General features: G+C 69.9%; 19 protein-coding genes. 12 read left to right on the forward strand and 7 right to left on the reverse strand.

The features are described 5' to 3' along the window. Positions 1–9 precede the first annotated feature (9 nt). From ACFOSH_RS09865 to ACFOSH_RS09880, 4 genes are all read left to right on the forward strand, one after another. Positions 10–783 (forward strand): cytochrome c biogenesis CcdA family protein, encoded by a 774-nt coding sequence (locus ACFOSH_RS09865; RefSeq protein WP_378238428.1) that lies wholly within the window; start codon positions 10–12, stop codon positions 781–783. Then, positions 780–2357: a cytochrome c biogenesis protein ResB gene (gene resB / locus ACFOSH_RS09870; protein ID WP_378238429.1), complete on the forward strand. Its 1578-nt coding sequence runs from the start codon at positions 780–782 to the stop codon at positions 2355–2357. Before ACFOSH_RS09865 ends, resB begins: the two co-directional genes overlap by 4 nt. 5 nt (positions 2358–2362) lie before the next feature. Then, positions 2363–3334: a c-type cytochrome biogenesis protein CcsB gene (gene ccsB / locus ACFOSH_RS09875; RefSeq protein ID WP_378238430.1), complete on the forward strand. Its 972-nt coding sequence runs from the start codon at positions 2363–2365 to the stop codon at positions 3332–3334. Between the two features lie 79 nt (positions 3335–3413). After that, complete coding sequence (locus tag ACFOSH_RS09880; RefSeq protein ID WP_378238431.1) at positions 3414–4757, forward strand: MinD/ParA family ATP-binding protein; 1344 nt, start codon at positions 3414–3416, stop codon at positions 4755–4757. 1 nt (position 4758) lies between these two features. On the opposite strand, the gene ACFOSH_RS09885 is transcribed toward ACFOSH_RS09880, so the two are convergent. Beyond that, positions 4759–4941, reverse strand: a complete 183-nt coding sequence (locus ACFOSH_RS09885) for a hypothetical protein (protein WP_005151794.1) — start codon at positions 4939–4941, stop codon at positions 4759–4761. 149 nt (positions 4942–5090) lie between these two features. Next, positions 5091–5303, reverse strand: a complete 213-nt coding sequence (locus ACFOSH_RS09890) for a BldC family transcriptional regulator (RefSeq protein WP_005151795.1) — start codon at positions 5301–5303, stop codon at positions 5091–5093. A 248-nt stretch (positions 5304–5551) separates the two neighbouring features. Between ACFOSH_RS09890 and ACFOSH_RS09895 the strand changes: the two genes are divergently transcribed. The 3 genes from ACFOSH_RS09895 to ACFOSH_RS09905 are packed head-to-tail and all read left to right on the forward strand — an operon-like array spanning position 5552 to position 7394. Next, positions 5552–6025, forward strand: coding sequence for an Lrp/AsnC family transcriptional regulator (locus tag ACFOSH_RS09895; RefSeq protein WP_168214478.1), 474 nt, complete (start codon positions 5552–5554; stop codon positions 6023–6025). An 11-nt stretch (positions 6026–6036) separates the two neighbouring features. Next, positions 6037–6315 carry a DUF4229 domain-containing protein gene (locus ACFOSH_RS09900; RefSeq protein WP_378238433.1) on the forward strand — a complete coding sequence of 93 codons (279 nt, stop codon included), beginning with the start codon at positions 6037–6039 and terminating at the stop codon, positions 6313–6315. After that, positions 6312–7394, forward strand: a complete 1083-nt coding sequence (locus tag ACFOSH_RS09905; RefSeq protein WP_378238434.1) for a PLP-dependent cysteine synthase family protein — start codon at positions 6312–6314, stop codon at positions 7392–7394. The genes ACFOSH_RS09900 and ACFOSH_RS09905 overlap by 4 nt, the downstream gene beginning before the upstream one ends. Before the next feature lies 1 nt (position 7395). Here the strand turns inward: ACFOSH_RS09905 and ACFOSH_RS09910 are convergent, their stop codons facing one another. The 4 genes from ACFOSH_RS09910 to ACFOSH_RS09925 all read right to left on the reverse strand — a co-directional run bounded on the left by ACFOSH_RS09910 (position 7396) and on the right by ACFOSH_RS09925 (position 10737). Continuing rightward, positions 7396–8265: a 1,4-dihydroxy-2-naphthoate polyprenyltransferase gene (locus ACFOSH_RS09910; protein WP_378238435.1), complete on the reverse strand. Its 870-nt coding sequence runs from the start codon at positions 8263–8265 to the stop codon at positions 7396–7398. A gap of 94 nt (positions 8266–8359) precedes the next feature. Continuing rightward, positions 8360–8518: a hypothetical protein gene (locus ACFOSH_RS09915; protein WP_167336152.1), complete on the reverse strand. Its 159-nt coding sequence runs from the start codon at positions 8516–8518 to the stop codon at positions 8360–8362. A gap of 62 nt (positions 8519–8580) precedes the next feature. Then, positions 8581–9705, reverse strand: coding sequence for an o-succinylbenzoate--CoA ligase (menE, locus tag ACFOSH_RS09920; RefSeq protein WP_378238436.1), 1125 nt, complete (start codon positions 9703–9705; stop codon positions 8581–8583). 108 nt (positions 9706–9813) lie between these two features. After that, positions 9814–10737 (reverse strand): 1,4-dihydroxy-2-naphthoyl-CoA synthase, encoded by a 924-nt coding sequence (locus tag ACFOSH_RS09925; protein WP_378238437.1) that lies wholly within the window; start codon positions 10735–10737, stop codon positions 9814–9816. Positions 10738–10794: 57 nt separating this feature from the next. On the opposite strand from ACFOSH_RS09925, the gene menD reads away from it, so the two are divergent. The 3 genes from menD (at position 10795) to ACFOSH_RS09940 (ending at position 14566) form a co-directional block, all read left to right on the forward strand. Beyond that, positions 10795–12471: a 2-succinyl-5-enolpyruvyl-6-hydroxy-3-cyclohexene-1-carboxylic-acid synthase gene (menD, locus tag ACFOSH_RS09930; protein WP_378238438.1), complete on the forward strand. Its 1677-nt coding sequence runs from the start codon at positions 10795–10797 to the stop codon at positions 12469–12471. A gap of 108 nt (positions 12472–12579) precedes the next feature. Continuing rightward, positions 12580–14100: a M1 family metallopeptidase gene (locus tag ACFOSH_RS09935; RefSeq protein ID WP_378238439.1), complete on the forward strand. Its 1521-nt coding sequence runs from the start codon at positions 12580–12582 to the stop codon at positions 14098–14100. Positions 14101–14122: 22 nt separating this feature from the next. Further along, positions 14123–14566, forward strand: a complete 444-nt coding sequence (locus ACFOSH_RS09940) for a DUF3592 domain-containing protein (protein WP_378238440.1) — start codon at positions 14123–14125, stop codon at positions 14564–14566. A 200-nt stretch (positions 14567–14766) separates the two neighbouring features. Here the strand turns inward: ACFOSH_RS09940 and ACFOSH_RS09945 are convergent, their stop codons facing one another. Further along, positions 14767–15597, reverse strand: a complete 831-nt coding sequence (locus ACFOSH_RS09945; RefSeq protein ID WP_378238441.1) for an inositol monophosphatase family protein — start codon at positions 15595–15597, stop codon at positions 14767–14769. A gap of 111 nt (positions 15598–15708) precedes the next feature. Between ACFOSH_RS09945 and ACFOSH_RS09950 the strand changes: the two genes are divergently transcribed. Both ACFOSH_RS09950 and ACFOSH_RS09955 read left to right on the forward strand, forming a co-directional pair. Continuing rightward, complete coding sequence (locus ACFOSH_RS09950; protein WP_378238442.1) at positions 15709–16827, forward strand: glycosyltransferase family 4 protein; 1119 nt, start codon at positions 15709–15711, stop codon at positions 16825–16827. Then, the gene (locus ACFOSH_RS09955) at positions 16827–17930 is read left to right on the forward strand and encodes a glycosyltransferase family 4 protein (RefSeq protein WP_378238443.1); all 1104 of its coding nucleotides are present in this window, start codon (positions 16827–16829) and stop codon (positions 17928–17930) included. Before ACFOSH_RS09950 ends, ACFOSH_RS09955 begins: the two co-directional genes overlap by 1 nt. Positions 17931–18004 lie beyond the last annotated feature (74 nt).

Raw genomic sequence — 18004 nt, forward strand, 5'->3', positions numbered from 1 at the left:
CTCAGCCGGGTGAACTCCGTTTCCGAGCTGGCCCTCTCCGGGCCGTTGCTGCTCGCCGCGGGTGTCGCGCTGCTGGCCGGGACGATCTCCTTCGCGTCGCCGTGCGTCGTGCCGCTGGTGCCCGGGTATCTCGCGTACCTGGCGGCGCTGGTCGGCGCGGACGCCCCCGCGGTCAGCGCCGACGAGGAGCGCAAGAAGGGCCGCTACGCCGTCGTCGGCGCGGCGGCGTTGTTCGTGCTCGGGTTCACCGTCGTCTTCGTCGTGACGCTGGGGACGCTGGTCTGGATCGCCGACACCGTCGCGCTCAACATGGACCTCCTCCAGCGCCTCGGCGGCGTGCTGACGATCGCGATGGCGCTCGTCTTCCTCGGCTGGATCCCCGGGCTGCAGCGCGAGTTCCGGTCCCACCACGTGCCGCGCGGCGGACTGTGGGGCGCGCCGGTGCTCGGCGCGGTGTTCGGGCTCGGCTGGACGCCGTGCATCGGGCCGACGCTGTCCGCGGTCATCTCCATGGCCAGCGCCACCGGCGGGGCGGCGGCGCGCGGTTACGTGCTGATCCTGGTCTACTGCCTCGGCCTCGGCCTGCCGTTCCTCCTCATCGCGTTCGGTGCCCGCTGGGCCGTCCGCGCCACCGACTGGCTGCGCCGCCACGGCCGTCAGGTGCAGATCTTCGGCGGCGCCCTGCTGCTGATCGTCGGCGTCCTGCTGGTGACCGGGCTGTGGGGCGACATGACCGGCTGGATCAGGAACACCCTCGTGACCGACCTCAGGCTGCCCTTGTGACCACCGAATACCGCCCGACGCCGCTGAAGCGGGTCCTCGCCTTCCTGCGCAACACCTGGCGCGGATTGACGTCGATGCGCACCGCGCTGGTGCTGCTGTTCCTGCTCGCGCTCGCCGCGATGCCCGGTGCCCTCCTGCCGCAGCGGAACCTCAACGTCGCCAAGACCGACGAGTACATCGCCGCGCACGGCTGGTGGGGCGAACTGCTCGACCGCACGCAGTTCTTCGAGGTCTACGGCAGCGTCTGGTTCTCGGCGATCTACCTCCTGCTGATGGTCTCGCTCATCGGCTGCCTCGCGCCGCGCAGCCTCGAATACGCGAAGGCGATGCGCGCGAAGCCGGTGCTCGCGCCGCGCAAGCTCTCGCGGATGCCGCACCACCTGTCCACCACGACCGATCGGACCCCCGAGAAGGTCATGAAGGACACTCACGCGCTGCTCAAAGGCTGGCGCCGCGTCGAGCGCGAAGAGGTCGACGGCGTCCGAAGCATCTCCGCCGAACGCGGGTACCTCCGCGAGACCGGCAACCTCGTCTTCCACTTCGGCATGCTCGGCCTGATCATCTTCTTCGCCCTCGGCAAGATGTTCGGCTACGAAGGCCAGGTCATCGTCCAAGCCGACAACAGCCCGTGGTGCAACTCCGGCATCCTCGGCTACGACACCTTCAACGCCGGGCTGCGCGTCGACGGCACCGACCTGAACGCCTTCTGCATCCGGCTCAAGGACTTCGAAGCGCGCTACACCGCGACAGGGCAGGCGAACTACTACCACTCCAACATGGAGTACCAGTCCGGCGAAGACCTGAAGACCGGCGCGTGGAAGCCGTACGGGCTCGAGGTCAACTCGCCGCTGCGCACCGCGGGCGACCGCGTCTACCTGCTGAACTTCGGCTACTCCCCGAAGTTCACGGTGACCTTCCCCGACGGCACCGTGCGCACCAACATCACGCCGTGGCGTCCCGCCGACGAGCCGACGAAGCTCTCCGAAGGCGCGACGAAGATCGACCAGCCCGGCATCACCGACCCGATCGAACGCCGCACCCGTCAGCTCGCGATCACCGGCCTGCTCGCCCCGACGGCATTCATGCACGGCAACGTGCTGACGTCTTCGCGGCCCGAGGCGAACAAGCCGGCGGTGGCCGTCGACATCTACCGCGGCGACCTCGGCCTCGACGCCGGCCGCGGGCAGTCGATCTTCCAGATCGACCAGTCGCTCGTCGCGGACGGCAGGCTCAAGAAGCTCACCCGGCAGAACCTGGACCAGGGCCAGGAGACCGTGCTGGACGACGGCACGAAGGTCCGCTTCGACGGCGTCGGAGAATGGGTCGCCATCCAGGTCTCGCACGATCCGGTGCAGGGCTGGGTGCTGGTCTGCGCGGTCGCGATGCTGATCGGGCTGGCGGGATCGTTGCTGGTCAAACGGCGCCGGGTGTGGGTGCGGGTGACCCCGGCGCGCGAAGGTGAGACAGGTACCGTGATCGAGGTCGCCGGGCTGGCGCGCACCGATCAGGCGGGCTACGGCGAAGAGTTCCAGCGGATCAGCGGCAAGCTGGTCCAGGGGCAGAGAGGCAACTAGAGGTCATGCCGATCAACGAGACGCTGTCCCAGTACAGCGACTACTCCTACACCACCGCGACGGCGATCTACGTGCTCGCGCTGATGTTCACCCTGGTCGAGCAGGGTTTCGGCGCGAAGGGCCGCCTGGCGGCGGAGCGCAGCAAGCAGCGCGTCCGCGAACTGGTCGGTGCCGGCGGCCCGTCGGTGACCACCGTGACCCCCGCCGAACCTCCGCGTGAGGTCGGCCGCCCCGAGCGCATCGGCCGCATGGGCGCCGCGCTCCTGGTGCTCGCCGCGCTGCTGCACCTGGCCGCGATCGTGCTGCGCGGGTTCGCCGTGCACCGCGCGCCGTGGGGCAACATGTACGAGTACGGCATGGCCACGACCTTCATCGCGGTCCTGACCTGGATCGTCATCCTGCGGAAGTTCCCGGTCCGCCACCTCACCGGCTTCCTGCTCACGCCGGTCGTGATCCTGATGTTCATCAACGGGACGATGCTGTACACGACGGCCGCGCCGGTGCAGCCCGCGCTGCAGTCGTACTGGCTGATCATCCACGTCTCCGCGGCGATCATCGGCTCGGGCGTCTTCCTGGTCCCCGGTGTCGCGAGCGTCCTTTACCTCTTCCGCTCCGCCCACGACGGCAACCCGGCCAAGTTCCCCAAGTTCGGCCCGAAGCTGCCGACGGCGGACGTGCTCGACCGCATCGCCTACCGCACGACCATCTTCGCGTTCCCGGTCTTCACCTTCGGCGTGCTGTGCGGCGCCGTCTGGGCCGAGGCGGCCTGGGGCCGGTTCTGGGGCTGGGACCCGAAGGAGACCGTCGCGTTCGTCGCGTGGGTCATCTACGCGGCGTACCTGCACTCCCGCGCCACGGCGGGCTGGCGGGGCAAGCGGGCGGCGATCATCAACGTCGTCGGGTTCTCGGCGACGGTGTTCAACCTGTTCTTCGTGAATCTGGTGACTTCGGGCCTTCACTCCTACGCCGGGGGCTGACCGTCACCGCTGCACGCGAGCCGACTACCGTCAATACTGAGGTAACGGGGGAAGACGTGCGCGGAGGAGGAATTCAGCGGTGACCGGACCCAGTGAAGAATCGGCTCCTGGCCACCCCGAACCCACCGAGAGCGCCGAGCCCTCGGAGTTGTTCTCCGAGGACAGGACGGACTCGGCGCCGCACCCGCCCGCGAGCGCCTTCGAGGCCGAGCCGACGCAGGTCGTCCAGCCGCAGCTTCAGCAACCCCAGTACCCGCAGCAGGGTCAGTACGCGCAGCAGCAGCCGTTGCCGCAGCCGTCGCAGGGGCAGTACCAGCAGCCCTACGACCAGAACCTGCCCCCACTGCAGCCTCAGCAGGCGCCGCCGCAACAGGCCGCCCAGTACCCGCCTCAGCAGCAGTACGCGCCGCCGCAGCCTGTTCAGCAGCAGCCCGTCCAGCAGCAGGCCGTGCCGGGGCTTCCGCAGCCGCAGGGCAGGCACGCGCTGCCGGACGAACTCGCCACCGCGAGCCTGGTCAAACCGCAGAAGCGCAAGCCGCAGTCCGGCTGGCGCAAGGCGCTTTACGTGGGCACCGGCAAGCTCGTCAACCCGGGGGAGAGCCCGGCCGACACCCGCAAGCGCGAGCTGATCGCGCAGATCAACCAGCCGCTGCGCGGGTGCTACAAGATCGCGATGCTGAGCCTCAAGGGCGGCGTCGGCAAGACCACCACGACGACCACGCTGGGCTCGACGTTCGCTTCGCTGCGCGGTGACCGGGTCGTCGCCGTCGACGCGAACCCGGACCGCGGGACGCTGTCGCAGAAGATCCCGATCGAGACCACCGCGACCGTCCGGCACCTGCTGCGCGACGCGGACAAGATCACCCGCTACAGCGACGTCCGTTCGTACACGTCGCAGGGCGGGAGCCGGCTGGAGATCCTCGCCAGCGAGCAGGACCCGGCGGTTTCGGAGGCGTTCTCCGAGGACGACTACCGGCGCACGGTCAACCTGCTGGAGCACTTCTACAACATCGTGCTCACCGACTGCGGGACCGGCTTGATGCACTCGGCGATGAAGGGCGTCCTGGACGTCGCGGACGCGCTGGTGGTGGTCTCGTCAGGCTCCGTCGACGGGGCGCGCAGTGCTTCGGCCACGCTCGACTGGCTGGAGGCGCACGGCTACGGCGACTTGGTCAAACGGTCCGTCGCGGTGATCAACTCGGTGCGGCCGAAGGGCGGCTCCGTCGACCTCGACAAGCTTTCCGCGCACTTCGGCGCGCGGGTCCGCTCGGTCTGCCGCATCCCGTTCGACCCGCACCTGGAAGAGGGCGCGGAGATCGAGCTGGACCGGCTCGACGCCGACACCCGGCTGGCCCTGCTGGAACTGGCCGCCACCGTCGCCGACGGTTTCGGCGGCCAGCAGTACCAGCCGATCCAGCCCTAGCCTATTCCTTGTCCTCGTCTTTACCTTTGCGCTGCTGCTCACCGAGCTTGCGCAGGAAGTCGGGGTCGTCGTCCGGGGCCAGCGTCGGCCGCGACGAGGGCACCCCGACCCGCTCGATCCCGAACGCGCGCCACAAAACCACGGCGACGGTGAGCGCTCCGATGGCCGCGAGCAAATAGATCATGCTCGGTCCCTTTCCGCGTGGAGGACGTTGCTCAGTCCCACGAGGCTAGCCTCTTTGCCGGACACGGGGGGAACCATGGATACCCCAATGTGACGAAGGGCCATTGCGAACCCTTCGTCACTGGAGTCCCTTTTGGGAGAAATGCCTGGTCAGACCTTGCGGGCGGGCTCGCTGGCGTCGGTGGTCAGCTCGGCGAGGAGCTCGTTCACTTCGGCCTCACGGAACCTGCGGTGCCCGCCGGGAGTGCGGATCGAGCCGATCCGGCCCGCGGTCGCCCAACGGGTCACGGTCTTGGGGTCAACCCGGAACAGGGCCGCCACTTCACCGGGGGTGAGCAACCTTCCGCCCATGGTCGCGGTCATTTTCCGCCTCCTTCACGGCTTCACTGCTAAACCGGAGGCGGGCACAGTGCCCGTCGTGCCGGGTAGCCAACACGGCAATCGTTGCATCTCACCCGTCAGGTACTCGAACGGTTGTCCAACAGTAAAGAGCCCTTAAAGGTCAAAACCGACAACCGCGACATGCGCATCCACGCGCGAAGTACTTGTCACGGATGTACGAAAACGCGCCCTGATCTCGCGAATCGGGCCGTGGCCCCTAAGGTGTAGCGGTGGACCAGGTGGATCGGAAGATCATCGCGGCATTGCGGGAGAACGGCCGGGCTACCTATGCCGACCTCGGCCGGTCTGTCGGGCTCTCGGCCTCATCAGTGCACGAGCGGGTCGGCAAACTCGAGGCCGCCGGCGTGATCACCGGCTACCACGCCATGGTCGATCCCAGCACGGTCGGACTCGGGGTGACGGCGCTGGTCGGCATCCATCCCACCGACACCGCGACCGACGAAGACGTCGCGGCCGCGCTCGGCGCACTGGACGAGGTCGAAAGCTGCTACGCCGTCGCGGGTGACGAAGCGTTCGTCGTCAAGGTGCGCGTGGCGACCGTCGACGACCTGGAGCGGTCGCTCAACCGGCTGCGGCGAATCCCCGGCGTCGGCCGGACGAACACCACCGTCGTGCTCTCCACCCGCTTCGAGGGGCGGCCCAACAACGCGGGCCTGGACGACGTGCAGAACGGCAACGCGTAGCCTCCGTTGATGTGAGCGACAATCACCTGCCCCGAGACCTGACGTTGTACGTGCTGGCCAGGTTCGCCCTGGTCGGGGTCATCGGCGGCGGGTTGCTGCTGGCCAATGTCCCGCTGCTGGTCTCGCTGCTGATCGGGCTGGTCGTCGGGCTGCCGCTGGGCCTGCTGCTGTTCCGCCCGCTGAACGCGCGCGTGACGGCCGGGCTCGCCCGCCGCAACGAAAAGCGCGCTCGCGCCCGTGCCGAACTGCGCTCCCAGCTGCGCGGCGACCGAGTGGACGGGGCAGCGTGAGCCGGCTGCACAGCCGCAGCTGGGTCCGCGAAGCCGTCCGCATCATCGAGGCCGACGCGAACCGCAGCGCCGACACGCACCTGCACGTCTTCCCGCTGCCCGCCGACTGGGGCATCGACCTGTATCTGAAGGACGAGTCCGTCCATCCGACAGGCTCGCTCAAGCACCGGCTCGCGCGTTCGCTGTTCCTGTACGGGCTGGTGAACGGCCAGATCGGGCAGGACACCGTGCTCGTCGAGGCCTCCAGCGGCTCGACGGCGGTCTCGGAGGCGTACTTCGCGCGGATGCTCGGCCTGCGGTTCATCACCGTGGTGCCGCGAAGCACCTCGCCGGAGAAGATCGCGCTCATCGAGTTCTACGGCGGTGAGTGCCACTACGTCGACCGCGCGCCGGACATGTACCCGGAGGCCGAGCGGCTCGCTTCGGAGTGCAACGGGCACTACCTCGACCAGTTCACCTACGCCGAGCGCGCGACGGACTGGCGCGGGAACAACAACATCGCCGAGTCGGTGTACGCGCAGATGCAGTCCGAGCGGCACCCCGTGCCGACGTGGATCGTGGTCGGCGCCGGAACCGGCGGCACGAGCGCGACCTTCGGCCGCTACGTGCGCTACAAGCGGCACACCACGAAGATCGCCGTCGTCGATCCGGAGAACTCGTCGTTCTACGGCGCCTGGGAGACCGGCGCGCTCGACTACGCGACAGGCATGCCGTCGCGGATCGAAGGGATCGGGCGGCCGCGCGTCGAGCCGTCGTTCGTGCCCGGCGTGATCGACGAGATGCTGCAGGTGCCGGACGCCGCTTCGCTGGCGGCCATCCGCGTGCTGCGCGAGCGGACCGGGCACTGGGCGGGCGGCTCGACCGGGACGAACCTCTTCGGCGCGTTCACGCTGATCTCGCGGATGGTCTCGGAAGGTCAGGCGGGCAGCATCGTCACGCTGCTGTGCGACGGCGGCGAGCGGTACGCGAACACTTACTACGACGACGGGTGGCTGGCGCAGAAGAACATCGACATCGCGCCCTACCTGGAGAAGTACCGGGAGTTCCTGGCGAGCGGGAAGCTCGCTCCGGAGGCGTAGCTCAAAGCGCGAGGGCGACCGCGGTCAGGACCGCCCACCCCAGCATGGCGAACCCGGTGTCCCGCAGCGCCGGGATCAGCGCCCGGCCCTGCGCGCCGCCGCCGACGGCCTTGACCGACTTCAGCAAAAGAGGCGCGGTCAGCAGGCCCAGCAGCGCCCACGGCGTCACGAAGGCGAGCGCCACGCTCACGACGTACGGGATCGCGACCAGCGTCAGATAAAGCTGCCGCGTGCCGGCGTCGCCGAGCCGGGTGGCGAGCGTGCGCTTGCCGGACTCGATGTCGGTCGGGATGTCGCGGAGGTTGTTGGCGGTCAGCACGCCGGTCGAGAACGTGCCGACGGCGACCGCGCAGCCGAGCGCGGTCCAGCTGAGCTGTCCGGCTTGGACGTACACCGTGCCCAGCACGCCGGCCAGTCCGAAGAAGACGAAGACCGCGATCTCGCCGAAACCGTAGTAGCCGTAGGGCTTCTTGCCGCCGGTGTAGAACCAGGCGCCGAGGATGCAGACCGCGCCCATCGCCAGCAGCCACCACAGGCCGCTGATCGCGACGAGCACGAGCCCGAGGACTCCCGCGAGCCCGAGGGAAACGAGAGCGGCTGTCAGGACCGCTTTCGGCTTCGCGACCCCGGAGCCGACCAGCCGCAGCGGGCCGACGCGGTTTTCGTCGGTGCCGCGGATGCCGTCGGAGTAGTCGTTGGCGTAGTTGACGCCGACGATCAGGGCCAGCGAGACCAGCAGCGCGAGAACCGATCGGGACCAGGAGAAGCCGTCGAGCGCGACTGCGGCGCCGACTCCGGCGACCACCGGCGCCACCGCGTTGGGCAGCGTCCGCGGGCGCGCCCCTTCGATCCATTCACCAGCAGTCGCCATGCCGCCATTCTGGCCCTGGCGACTACCGGCCGGTATGCGGGGCTCGTCACCCCGCTCGCGGTGCCGAGCCACCGCGAGCAGGTGACGAATCGCGCTACTTCAGGTTGTTGATCGTGTCTTCCAGGGTCCAGGTGAGGGTGCCGCTGTTCGGAACGGCGGTTTCCGGTTCGTCCGCCAGCGCGGGCCCGGCCAAAGCGACCAGGCCCATCGTGACGGCGGTGCAGGCCAATACTGTGCGTGTCCAGCGCGTCATACCTAGACGTAAACCCGCGGGTAATGATCGTGTCAACAATGTCCCAGTAATCGGTGGAGAATTCACGACCTTCGTAGGAGATTCCGGACGGCCGTTCTGTCGACCTTTCCGGGGCCCCGCAACGGGAGTTCTTCGGCGAACTCGACCCGCTTCGGCGCGGCCGCCGCACCGGCCTGTTCGCGGCACGCCGCACGCAGCGAATCGACGTCGCAACCAGCACCGACGACGAGCGCGACGACGGCCTCGCCCCACTCGGGGTCGGGCACTCCGACCACGCACGCGTCCTGGATTCCGGGTTGTCCGGTCAAGATCCGTTCGACGGCCGAGGCGGCCACTTTCACCCCGCCGGTGTTGATCATGTCGTCGACCCGGCCGAGGATCTCCAGGCGCCCGTCGGCCGACCACCGGCCGCGGTCGGAAGTGCGGAACCGGCCCGCTTCGAAGGACTCCGCTGTCAGGTCGGGTCGCAATCTGTAGCCGTGCGAGAGCACGTCACCCGTGATACAGACCCGCTCGTCTTCGAGTTCGACGTGTACTCCGTCCAGCGGTACGCCTTCGTAGACGCAGCCGCTCGCGGTCTCGCTCATGCCGTACGCGGGGACGATCTTCACGCCCGCTTCGGCCGCGCGCTCGCGGAGCCCGGCGGTGGTGGCCGCGGCCCCGATCACGATCGCGTCGAAGGCACGAGCCGCCGCCAGCCCGGGGCCGCCCGCGTCGAGCAGCCGGCCGAGCTGGGTCGGCACGAGCGCCGTGTAGCGCGGCCCGTCGAGGGCCAGCAGCGGTGCGGCGGCTTCGGCGAAGTCGTCCGGCCGGAAGCCGGGGGCGTGGAGCGCGGCGGGCGTCGTCCCGGCCAGCAGCGAGCGGACCAGCACCTGCAGCCCGCCGATGTACTGAGCCGGGGTCGCGAGCAGCCAGTGCCCCGGCCCGCCGAGCCGCGCGTGGGTGGCGTGTGCCGACGCGGCCAGCGCGGCGGCCGAAAGCAGGACACCCTTCGGCTCGCCGGTGGATCCCGAGGTGGCGATGATCACCGCCGTCCCGGGCTCGGCCGGGCGTGTCGGCTCCATCGCGTCCCGCAGAGCGTCGGACGCGTAGGGGAGGACGGCCGGGCCGCCGCCGAGCGCCTCGGCCAGTGCCGCGGTCAGCCCGGCGATCGACTCCGGACTCCCGTCCACCTCCACGGCACGCATCGCTCCACCCTAAGCGCCCGCCCACCGGATCGCGGTTAGCCCGCTAAACGCAGGTCGGTGCCGGAGGGCACGCGGATCGCGATTAGGGGGCTAAACGCAGGTCGGCGGTCAGTAGTAGTACGGGAAGGCCGACCAGTCGGGGGAGCGCTTCTCCAGGAAGGAGTCGCGGCCCTCGACGGCTTCGTCCTGCATGTACGCCAGCCGCGTCGTCTCGCCGGCGAAGAGCTGCTGGCCGACCAGGCCGTCGTCGGTGAGGTTGAACGCGTACTTCAGCATCCGCTGCGCGGTCGGCGACTTGCCGTTGATCGCCCACGCCCAGTCGAGCGCCTCGGTCTCCAGCTCCGCGTGCGGGACGGCGGAGTTGACCGCGCCCATCGCCTGCATCCGCTCGGCCGTGTACTCGCGTCCGAGGAAGAAGATCTCCCGCGCGAACTTCTGCCCGACCTGCTTGGCCAGGTACGCCGAGCCGTAGCCGCCGTCGAAGGAGCCGACGTCGGCGTCGGTCTGCTTGAACCGCGCGTGTTCGGCCGAGGCGAGCGTGAGGTCGCACACCACGTGCAGCGAGTGCCCGCCGCCCGCCGCCCACCCCGGGACCACGGCGATCACCACCTTCGGCATGAACCTGATCAGCCGCTGGACCTCGAGAATGTGCAGCCGTCCGGCCCTGGCCGGATCGATCGTGTCGGAGGTCTCCCCATCCGCGTACTGATACCCGGAGCGTCCGCGAATACGCTGGTCACCACCGGAACAAAACGCCCAGCCGCCGTCCTTCGGCGACGGGCCGTTGCCGGTGAGCAGGACGCAGCCGACGTCCGAGCTCATCCGCGCGTGGTCGAGCGCGCGGTACAGCTCGTCGACGGTGTGCGGACGGAAGGCGTTGCGGACCTCGGGACGGTCGAACGCGATACGTACGACACGTTTGCCTGAGCGGCTCTCAGAGGAGCGGTGATAGGTGATGTCGGTGAAGTCGAAACCTTCGACCTCGGTCCACAGGGCGGGGTCGAACAGCTCGGAAACCTGGGCGTCATCCACGTTTGGGAGAATAGGACGTGTGGCCGTGAGTCGTAGTGTGAAACCCGAGGTCTGCCGGTGAATCCTTCCACCGCGCAGGCCAGGGTGATCGTCGACGAGCTCGTCCGCAACACCGTCTCGCACGTCGTCCTCTGCCCGGGCTCACGCAACGCCCCGCTGTCGATCGCGCTCTACGACGCGGCGGCCGCCGGACGCCTCCAGTTGCACGTCCGCATCGACGAACGCGGCGCCGCCTTCCTCGCCCTCGGCATCGCCGCGCGCACCGGGCGCCCCGTCGCCGTGCTGTGCACTTCGGGCACCGCGGCCGCGAACTTCCACCCCGCCGTCCTGGAGGCCGACCGCGCGGGTGTCCCGCTGATCGTGCTGACCGCGGACCGCCCGCCCGAGATGCGGGCCGCCGGCGCGAGCCAGGTCATCGACCAGCACCACCTCTACGGCAACGCCATCCGCTACTTCGACGAGCTCGCCGTCGCCGAGCGCCGCGCCGGGCAGAACTCGTACTGGCGCGGCCAGATCTGCCGTGCCTGGAACGCCGCGTACGGCGAATGGCGCTGCGGGCCGGTGCACCTGAACATCCCGTTCCGTGAGCCGCTCGTCCCCGACATCGACGATGACGGCGAGTGGTACGAGTCACTCGAAGGGCGTCCCGACGGCGCTCGCTGGACCGAACTCCCCGACTTCGGCGCGCTTCCCTCGTTCGTGGTGCCCTCGGCCCGCCACGGCCTGGTCATCGCGTGCGACACCGGCGTGCAGGCGGCCAGTGAGTGGGCCGAACTGCACGGCTGGCCGGTCGTCTCCGAGACCGGCGGCATCGGGATGGCGGGCGCGACGGCGATCTCGTCCGGCGCCTGGCTGCTCGGCGTCGAGGAGTTCATCTCGCGGCACAAGCCCGAGCAGGTCCTGTGCATCGGCCGTCCGACGGTGTTCCGGCAGGTCCAGCGCGTGCTGTCCGATCCCGACGTCGAGGTCCTGCTGGTCCGGCCCGATTCGGACTGGCCCGCGCCCGCGCACAACGTCCGCCAGGTCGGCCAGTGGTTCGACGAGCCGACCAAACCGGCCGATCCGGAGTGGCTCGCCAGCTGGCAGCGCGCGGACAAGGCGGCATCGTCGGCGGTGGCCGAGGCGCTGGCCGCCGAACCGTGGCCGAGCGGGCTGCGGCTGGCCACCGAGCTGGTCGACGCGGTCCCCGAGGGTTCGCTGCTGGTCGTCGGCTCGTCCAACCCGACCAGGGACGTCGCGCTCGCCGGACGGCTGCGGCCGGACGTCCTCGTGCACCGCAACCGCGGTGTCGCCGGGATCGACGGCATGGTCTCGACCGCGATCGGCGCCGCGACCGTCCACAGGGGACATTCGTACGCCCTGCTCGGCGACCTGACGTTCCTGCACGACGCGAGCGGCCTGCTGACCGGGCCCGCCGAACAGCGCCCCGACCTGACGATCGTGGTGCTCAACGACGACGGCGGCGGCATCTTCTCCCTGCTGGAGCAGGGGGCGCCCGAGCACAACGCCGGCTTCGAGCGCGTGTTCGGCACGCCGCACGGCGCCGATCTGGGCGCGCTGTGCTCGGGTTACCGCGTCCCGCACGTCGTCGCCGAGACGCTCACCGAGTTCCGCGCGGCGCTGAAGCCCGCGCCGGGGCTGCGGGTGGTGGAGGTCCGCGTGGACCGAACGCGCCACCGTGAGCTGCACGGGCGCCTCCGTACGGCGGTTTCCTCCGCGGTGCGCGCTGTCTAGCGGAGATCCGTCTCAGTCCAGAGGGTAGGAACCCCTCCTTCGGACGTGTCTCCGTGGTGATCATCTGGATAGTTTCGAGCGCGCTGACAAATCCTGGGAGGATTCGCAATGCGCTTGAAGACTCGCGCCGGCTTCGCCGGATTGACCGCGGGCGTCGTCTCGGTGCTGCTCGCCGCCACCGCGGCCGCCGCACCCGCGCCCGGCTCGATCGGCATCGGTGACCCGTACTACCCGCACGCCGGGAACGGCGGCTACGACGTCGGGCACTACGACCTCCGGCTGACCTACCAGCCGTCCACCGACCTGCTGTCCGGGTCGACGACGATCCTGCTCACCGCGACGCAGGACCTGTCGCGGTTCAACCTCGACTTCGGCCTGAAGGTGTCGAGCGTCCGGGTCGACAATCGGCCCGCGCAGTTCGCGACCTCGACCGATGGCACTGGCGAGCTGAGCGTCACGCCTGCCACGGCGCTCAAGAAGGGCCAGACGGCGACAGTCGTCGTGGCCTACGCGGACACCCCGTCGAAGGTGAAGATCGACGGGTTCACCGCCTGGAAGAAGACCCCGGACGGCGCGCTGGCCGTCGACGAGCCGCAGAGCGCGGCCTGGTGGTTCCCCTCCAACGACCACCCGACCGACCTCGCCACCTACGACATCTCGGTCGAGGTCCCCAACGACGTCGCGGCGCTGTCCAACGGCACGCTCGTGCGCAAGACGGTGCAGCGTCCCGGCTGGACCCGCTGGAACTGGCGCAGCACCAAACCGCAGGCGCCGTACCTGACGTCGCTGGAGGTCGGCAAGTTCGAGGTGAACGAGCAGACCACGCCGAGCGGCCAGCCGTTCATCACCGCCTACGGCGCGGACCTCGGCGAGTCGGCGGGCGCGGCCAAGGCCAGCATCGAGCGGACGCCGGAGATCACCGATTTCCTCGCCTCGAAGTTCGGGCCTTACCCGTTCGAGGCGCAGGGCGGCGTCGCCACCACCGGCATCACCTTCGCGCTGGAGAACCAGACGCGGCCGGTGTACGGCGCCCGGGCGTTCCGCTCCGGCTCCAACACCTCGGTCGTCGCGCACGAACTGGCGCACCAGTGGTTCGGCGACAGCGTCACGCTCGGCAAGTGGAGTGACATCTGGCTGAACGAGGGCTTCGCCTCCTACGCCCAGTTCCTGTGGTCGGAGGAGACCGGCGAGGGCACGGCCGACGAACTCGCCCAGTACATCTACGACGCGCATCCGGCCGACGACCCGTTCTGGCAGGTCCTGCCCGCCGACCCGGGCGCGGACAAGCAGTTCGACGCGGCCGTCTACGACCGCGGCGCGCTCGCGGTGCAGGCGTTGCGCAAGGCTGTGGGCGACGACACGTTCTTCCGGATCCTGCAGACCTGGCAGCAGGTGAAGAAGAGCAAGTCGGCGGTGATCGGAGAGTTCATCGCGCTGGCCGAGAAGATCTCGGGCAAGCCGCTGTACGACCTGTTCCAGACCTGGCTCTACACCAAGGGCAAGCCCGCGGTGGGTCCGAACGGGACACCGGTCGCCGCTCAGCGGGCCGCTGTGGCGCCGGTCGCACCCAAGTCCTACCCGCAGATCAAGGCGACCCAGGAATTCCTCGGCGAGCGACACGCCCACTGACGGGTAGCGCTACGCTCGCGGCGTGACGGCCAAAGCGGAGCGGGTGAGGCGCATCGGGTGGTATGCCGCCCTCGTTGTCGCCTCACTCGTCACCGTTCTCTGCGTCTCGCTGCTGTTCGCCGCCTTCCGCAACGACAGCGCGATCGAAGCGCAGCTCGGGCAGGCCACCGCGCAGGTCGAGTCGGTGTCGTTCGACCGGACGATCATCAACTACGCGACCCCCGACGGCATCATGCACAGCCCCGCCAACGGCGTGCTCTACCCGGCGGGACTGGCCGCCGGGCAGCTGGTCAACATCGAGTACGACGCGGGCGACCCGGAACTCGCGCGGGTGGCAGGGCGCTCGGGATCGAACACGCTGCTGCCGCTGGGCAGCATGGTCTTCTTCACCTGGCTGATCGCCGGTCCGCTGCTGTGGTGGATCCGGCGGCAGAACGCCCGGTCACGCGTCGAGTCCGCCGCCTGATCACGCGTGTTCCGCTTCCAATCACGCGAGTCCCGCCTCCAATCACGTGTGTTCGCCGTCTGATCACGCGAGTGGGCCGTTGAGGCACGCGAGCTTGCCGTGTGGAACCGGCGAACTCGCGTGATCAGACGGGCGACACGTGTGATTGGAGGCGGAACACGCGTGATTGAAGGCGCGACTCGCGTGCTTGGAGGCGGAACTCAGCCGACCGAGTCCTGCCACCACCCCAGTACCTCGTCGGCCACGCCCGGAGCCGCGACCAGCAGCGCGTCCACCGGCAGTGCCGAGTCCTCGCCGTGCCTGTCCAGCACCACGGCCCCCGCCTCGATGGCCAGCGCGACCGAGCCGGCGACGTCCCATTCGCGGTAGTTGTGCAGCACCGCCGCGGCCGCGTGCCCCAGCGCGACCTGCGCGATCGCCAGCGCCGCCGAGCCGAGCACCCGGACCCCGGCGTGCGCGGCGGCGGCCTGTTCGATGAACTGGCCCATCCCCGGCCACCCACCCTTGCGCGTGAGTTCCGTGCAGACGATCGCCCCGGCGGTGCCGTGGCGGTCGGTCAGCGTGATCGGCTTGCCGTTCGCCCGGGCGCCGCGGCCGCGGGCGGCGGCGTAGATCTGGGCGCGGTACGGGTCCGCGACCACACCCACCACCGGCCCCGAAGCGTCGATCAGAGCGAGACTGTAGGCGCACCAGGGGACACCGGCGACGTAGTTCGCGGTGCCGTCGACCGGGTCGACCACCCAGCGGTATTCGGCGACGTCGGCACCGTGGTCGGCGCCGAACTCACCGCCGACGACGGGGACGCCGGGGAACTCCGCGGTCAGTACGCGGCGGGTGTGGCGTTCGAGGATCCGGTCCGTGTCGGTGACCCAGTCGAAGGGCGAGTCCTTCAGATCGGGCTGGGTGCCCCGGCCCGCGGTCGCGGTGATCACGTCGGTCGCGTCGTTGGCCAGCCGCCCGGCCACTTCGAGGGCCCTCGACAGCAACCCGGGCTCGACGGGTTGCGGCGGCCTTGACGACAGGAGGGTCATGCCTGCCTAGTGTGGCCGAAACTGGTTTCCGGAACACGACCTTGAGATGACATGTCGTCTGTTCCGTTTTTGTTGGCGTGGGCGTCACAACCGGATGCGACAGTGATCGTCGTGCGAGTCGCGATAGTCACCGAAAGTTTCCTGCCCCAGGTGAACGGCGTGACCAACTCCGTGCTCCGTGTCGTGGAATACCTCCGCGACCGCGCGCACGACGTGCTGATCATCGCTCCGGGGCCGGGCCCCGGGGAGTACCTCGGCGCCCCGGTCGTGCGCATTCCCGCCCTCGACTTCCCCGGCGTGAACTCCCTCCCGGTCGGCGTGCCGACCCGGACGGTGCTCACCGCGCTGGCCGATTTCGGGCCGGACGTGGTGCATCTGGCGTCCCCGTTCGTGGTCGGCGCCCGTGGGCTCGCCGCGGCGCGACGGCTGCGGGTGCCGTGCGTCGCGGTGTACCAGACCGACATCGCCGGTTTCGCCGCCGCGTACGGCTTCGGCATCGCCGCCCGCGCGGCCTGGCGCTGGGTGCGCCGCCTGCACTCGCGGGCCGACCGCACGCTCGCGCCGTCGTCGGATTCGGTGGAACAGCTGAAGCTGCACGGGATCCCGCGGGTGCACCGCTGGGCGCGGGGGGTCGACATCGAGCGGTTCTCGCCGGTCCACGCCGATCCCGCGTTGCGCGCCGAGCTGGCGCCGAACGGCGAACTGCTGGTCGGGTTCGTCGGCAGGCTCGCGCCCGAAAAGGAGGTCGAGCGGCTGACCGCGCTCGCCGGGATCGACGGGATCCGCGTGGTCGTCGTCGGCGACGGGCCGGAGCTGCCGATGCTGCGGGAGCGGATCCCGGGAGCCGCGTTCCTTGGCGCCAGGTACGGCGAAGAGCTCTCCGCCGCGTACGCGAGCCTCGACGTCTTCGTCCACACAGGACCGCATGAGACGTTCTGCCAGGCCATCCAGGAGGCGATGGCGTCCGGGCTCCCGGTGCTCGCCCCGGACGCGGGCGGCCCGAAGGACCTGGTCCTGCCCGGCCGCACCGGCTACCTGCTGCCCGCCGACCGGGCCGGGTTCGCGACGGCCATGGTGGACAAGGTGAACGACCTGCGCGACGAAGCGTTGCGAGCCAGGCTGGGGGAGAAGGCGCGCAAAGTGGTCCTGGGCCGGACCTGGCCCGCGGTCTGCCGGGAACTCGTCGGCCACTATGAAGCCGTTCAGGGCAAAGTCGCGCGCGCGGCCTGATGCACATCGTCCAGCTGGCCAACTTCTACGGGCCACGCTCGGGCGGGCTGCGGACGGCACTGCACCATCTCGGCGCCGGCTACGTGGCGAGTGGCCATCAGGTGACCCTCGTGGTGCCGGGGCAGCGCTACGCGGACGAGACGCTGCCTTCGGGAGTCCGCCGGTTTTCCCTTCCCGCACCGCAGATCCCGGGAACAGGCGGCTATCGCGCGGTCGATCCGCACCGGGTCCGCACGGTGCTGAAACGCCTCGAACCGGACAGGCTGGAAGTGTCCGACAGGCTCACCCTGCGCGGTATGGGCGGGTGGGCGCGGCGCAACGGCGTGCCCAGCATGGTGATCTCGCACGAGCGGCTGGACAGGCTGCTGGAGCAGTTCCTGATGCCGGAACCCGTCGCGCGGCGCTTCGCGGACGTCGCGAACCGGCGGATGGCGCGGCGCTATGACACGGTGGTCTGCACGACGGCGTTCGCCCGCGCGGAATTCGACCGGATCGCCGCGCCGAACGTGCGGCGCGTCCCGCTCGGCGTCGACCTCACGACGTTCGCCCCGGCCCGGCGTGACGACGGCTGGCGGCACACGCTGTCCGGGAACGCGGACGCGCTGCTCGTCCACTGTGGACGTCTGTCGCCGGAGAAGCACGTCGAGCGCAGTGTGGACACTGTCGCCGCGCTGACCGAGGCAGGGCACCGCGTGCGGCTCGTGATCGCGGGCGACGGGCCGCGGCGGCGGGCGCTGGAACGGCGGGCGCGCGGACTGCCGGTGACCTTCCTCGGCTTCCTTGCCGGACGCGGCGACGTCGCGCGCCTGCTGGCCAGCGCCGACGTCTCCCTCGCGCCCGGTCCACACGAGACGTTCGGGCTGGCCGCGCTGGAGGCGCTCGCTTCGGGAACGCCAGTGGTGGTCTCGGCGTCGTCGGCGCTGCGGGAGATCGTGCGCCCCGGCTGCGGTGAGGCCGTCGACGATCAGGCCCCGGCGTTCGCGGGCGCGGTCACTGGCCTGCTGGAGCGCCCCGAGGACACACGGCGTGCGGCGGCGCGGGCGCGAGCGGAGGATTTCGCCTGGCCGAGATCGGTCGAAGGAATGCTCTCCGCACTCAAGTGATCTCCATCCATACCCCCGCCACCACCCTCAACGGAGGAGCTTCGCTCCCAGGCCTGATCATTTGTATCTTCTTT

The organism is Amycolatopsis speibonae (assembly GCF_042647925.1).
Classification (GTDB): domain Bacteria; phylum Actinomycetota; class Actinomycetes; order Mycobacteriales; family Pseudonocardiaceae; genus Amycolatopsis; species Amycolatopsis speibonae.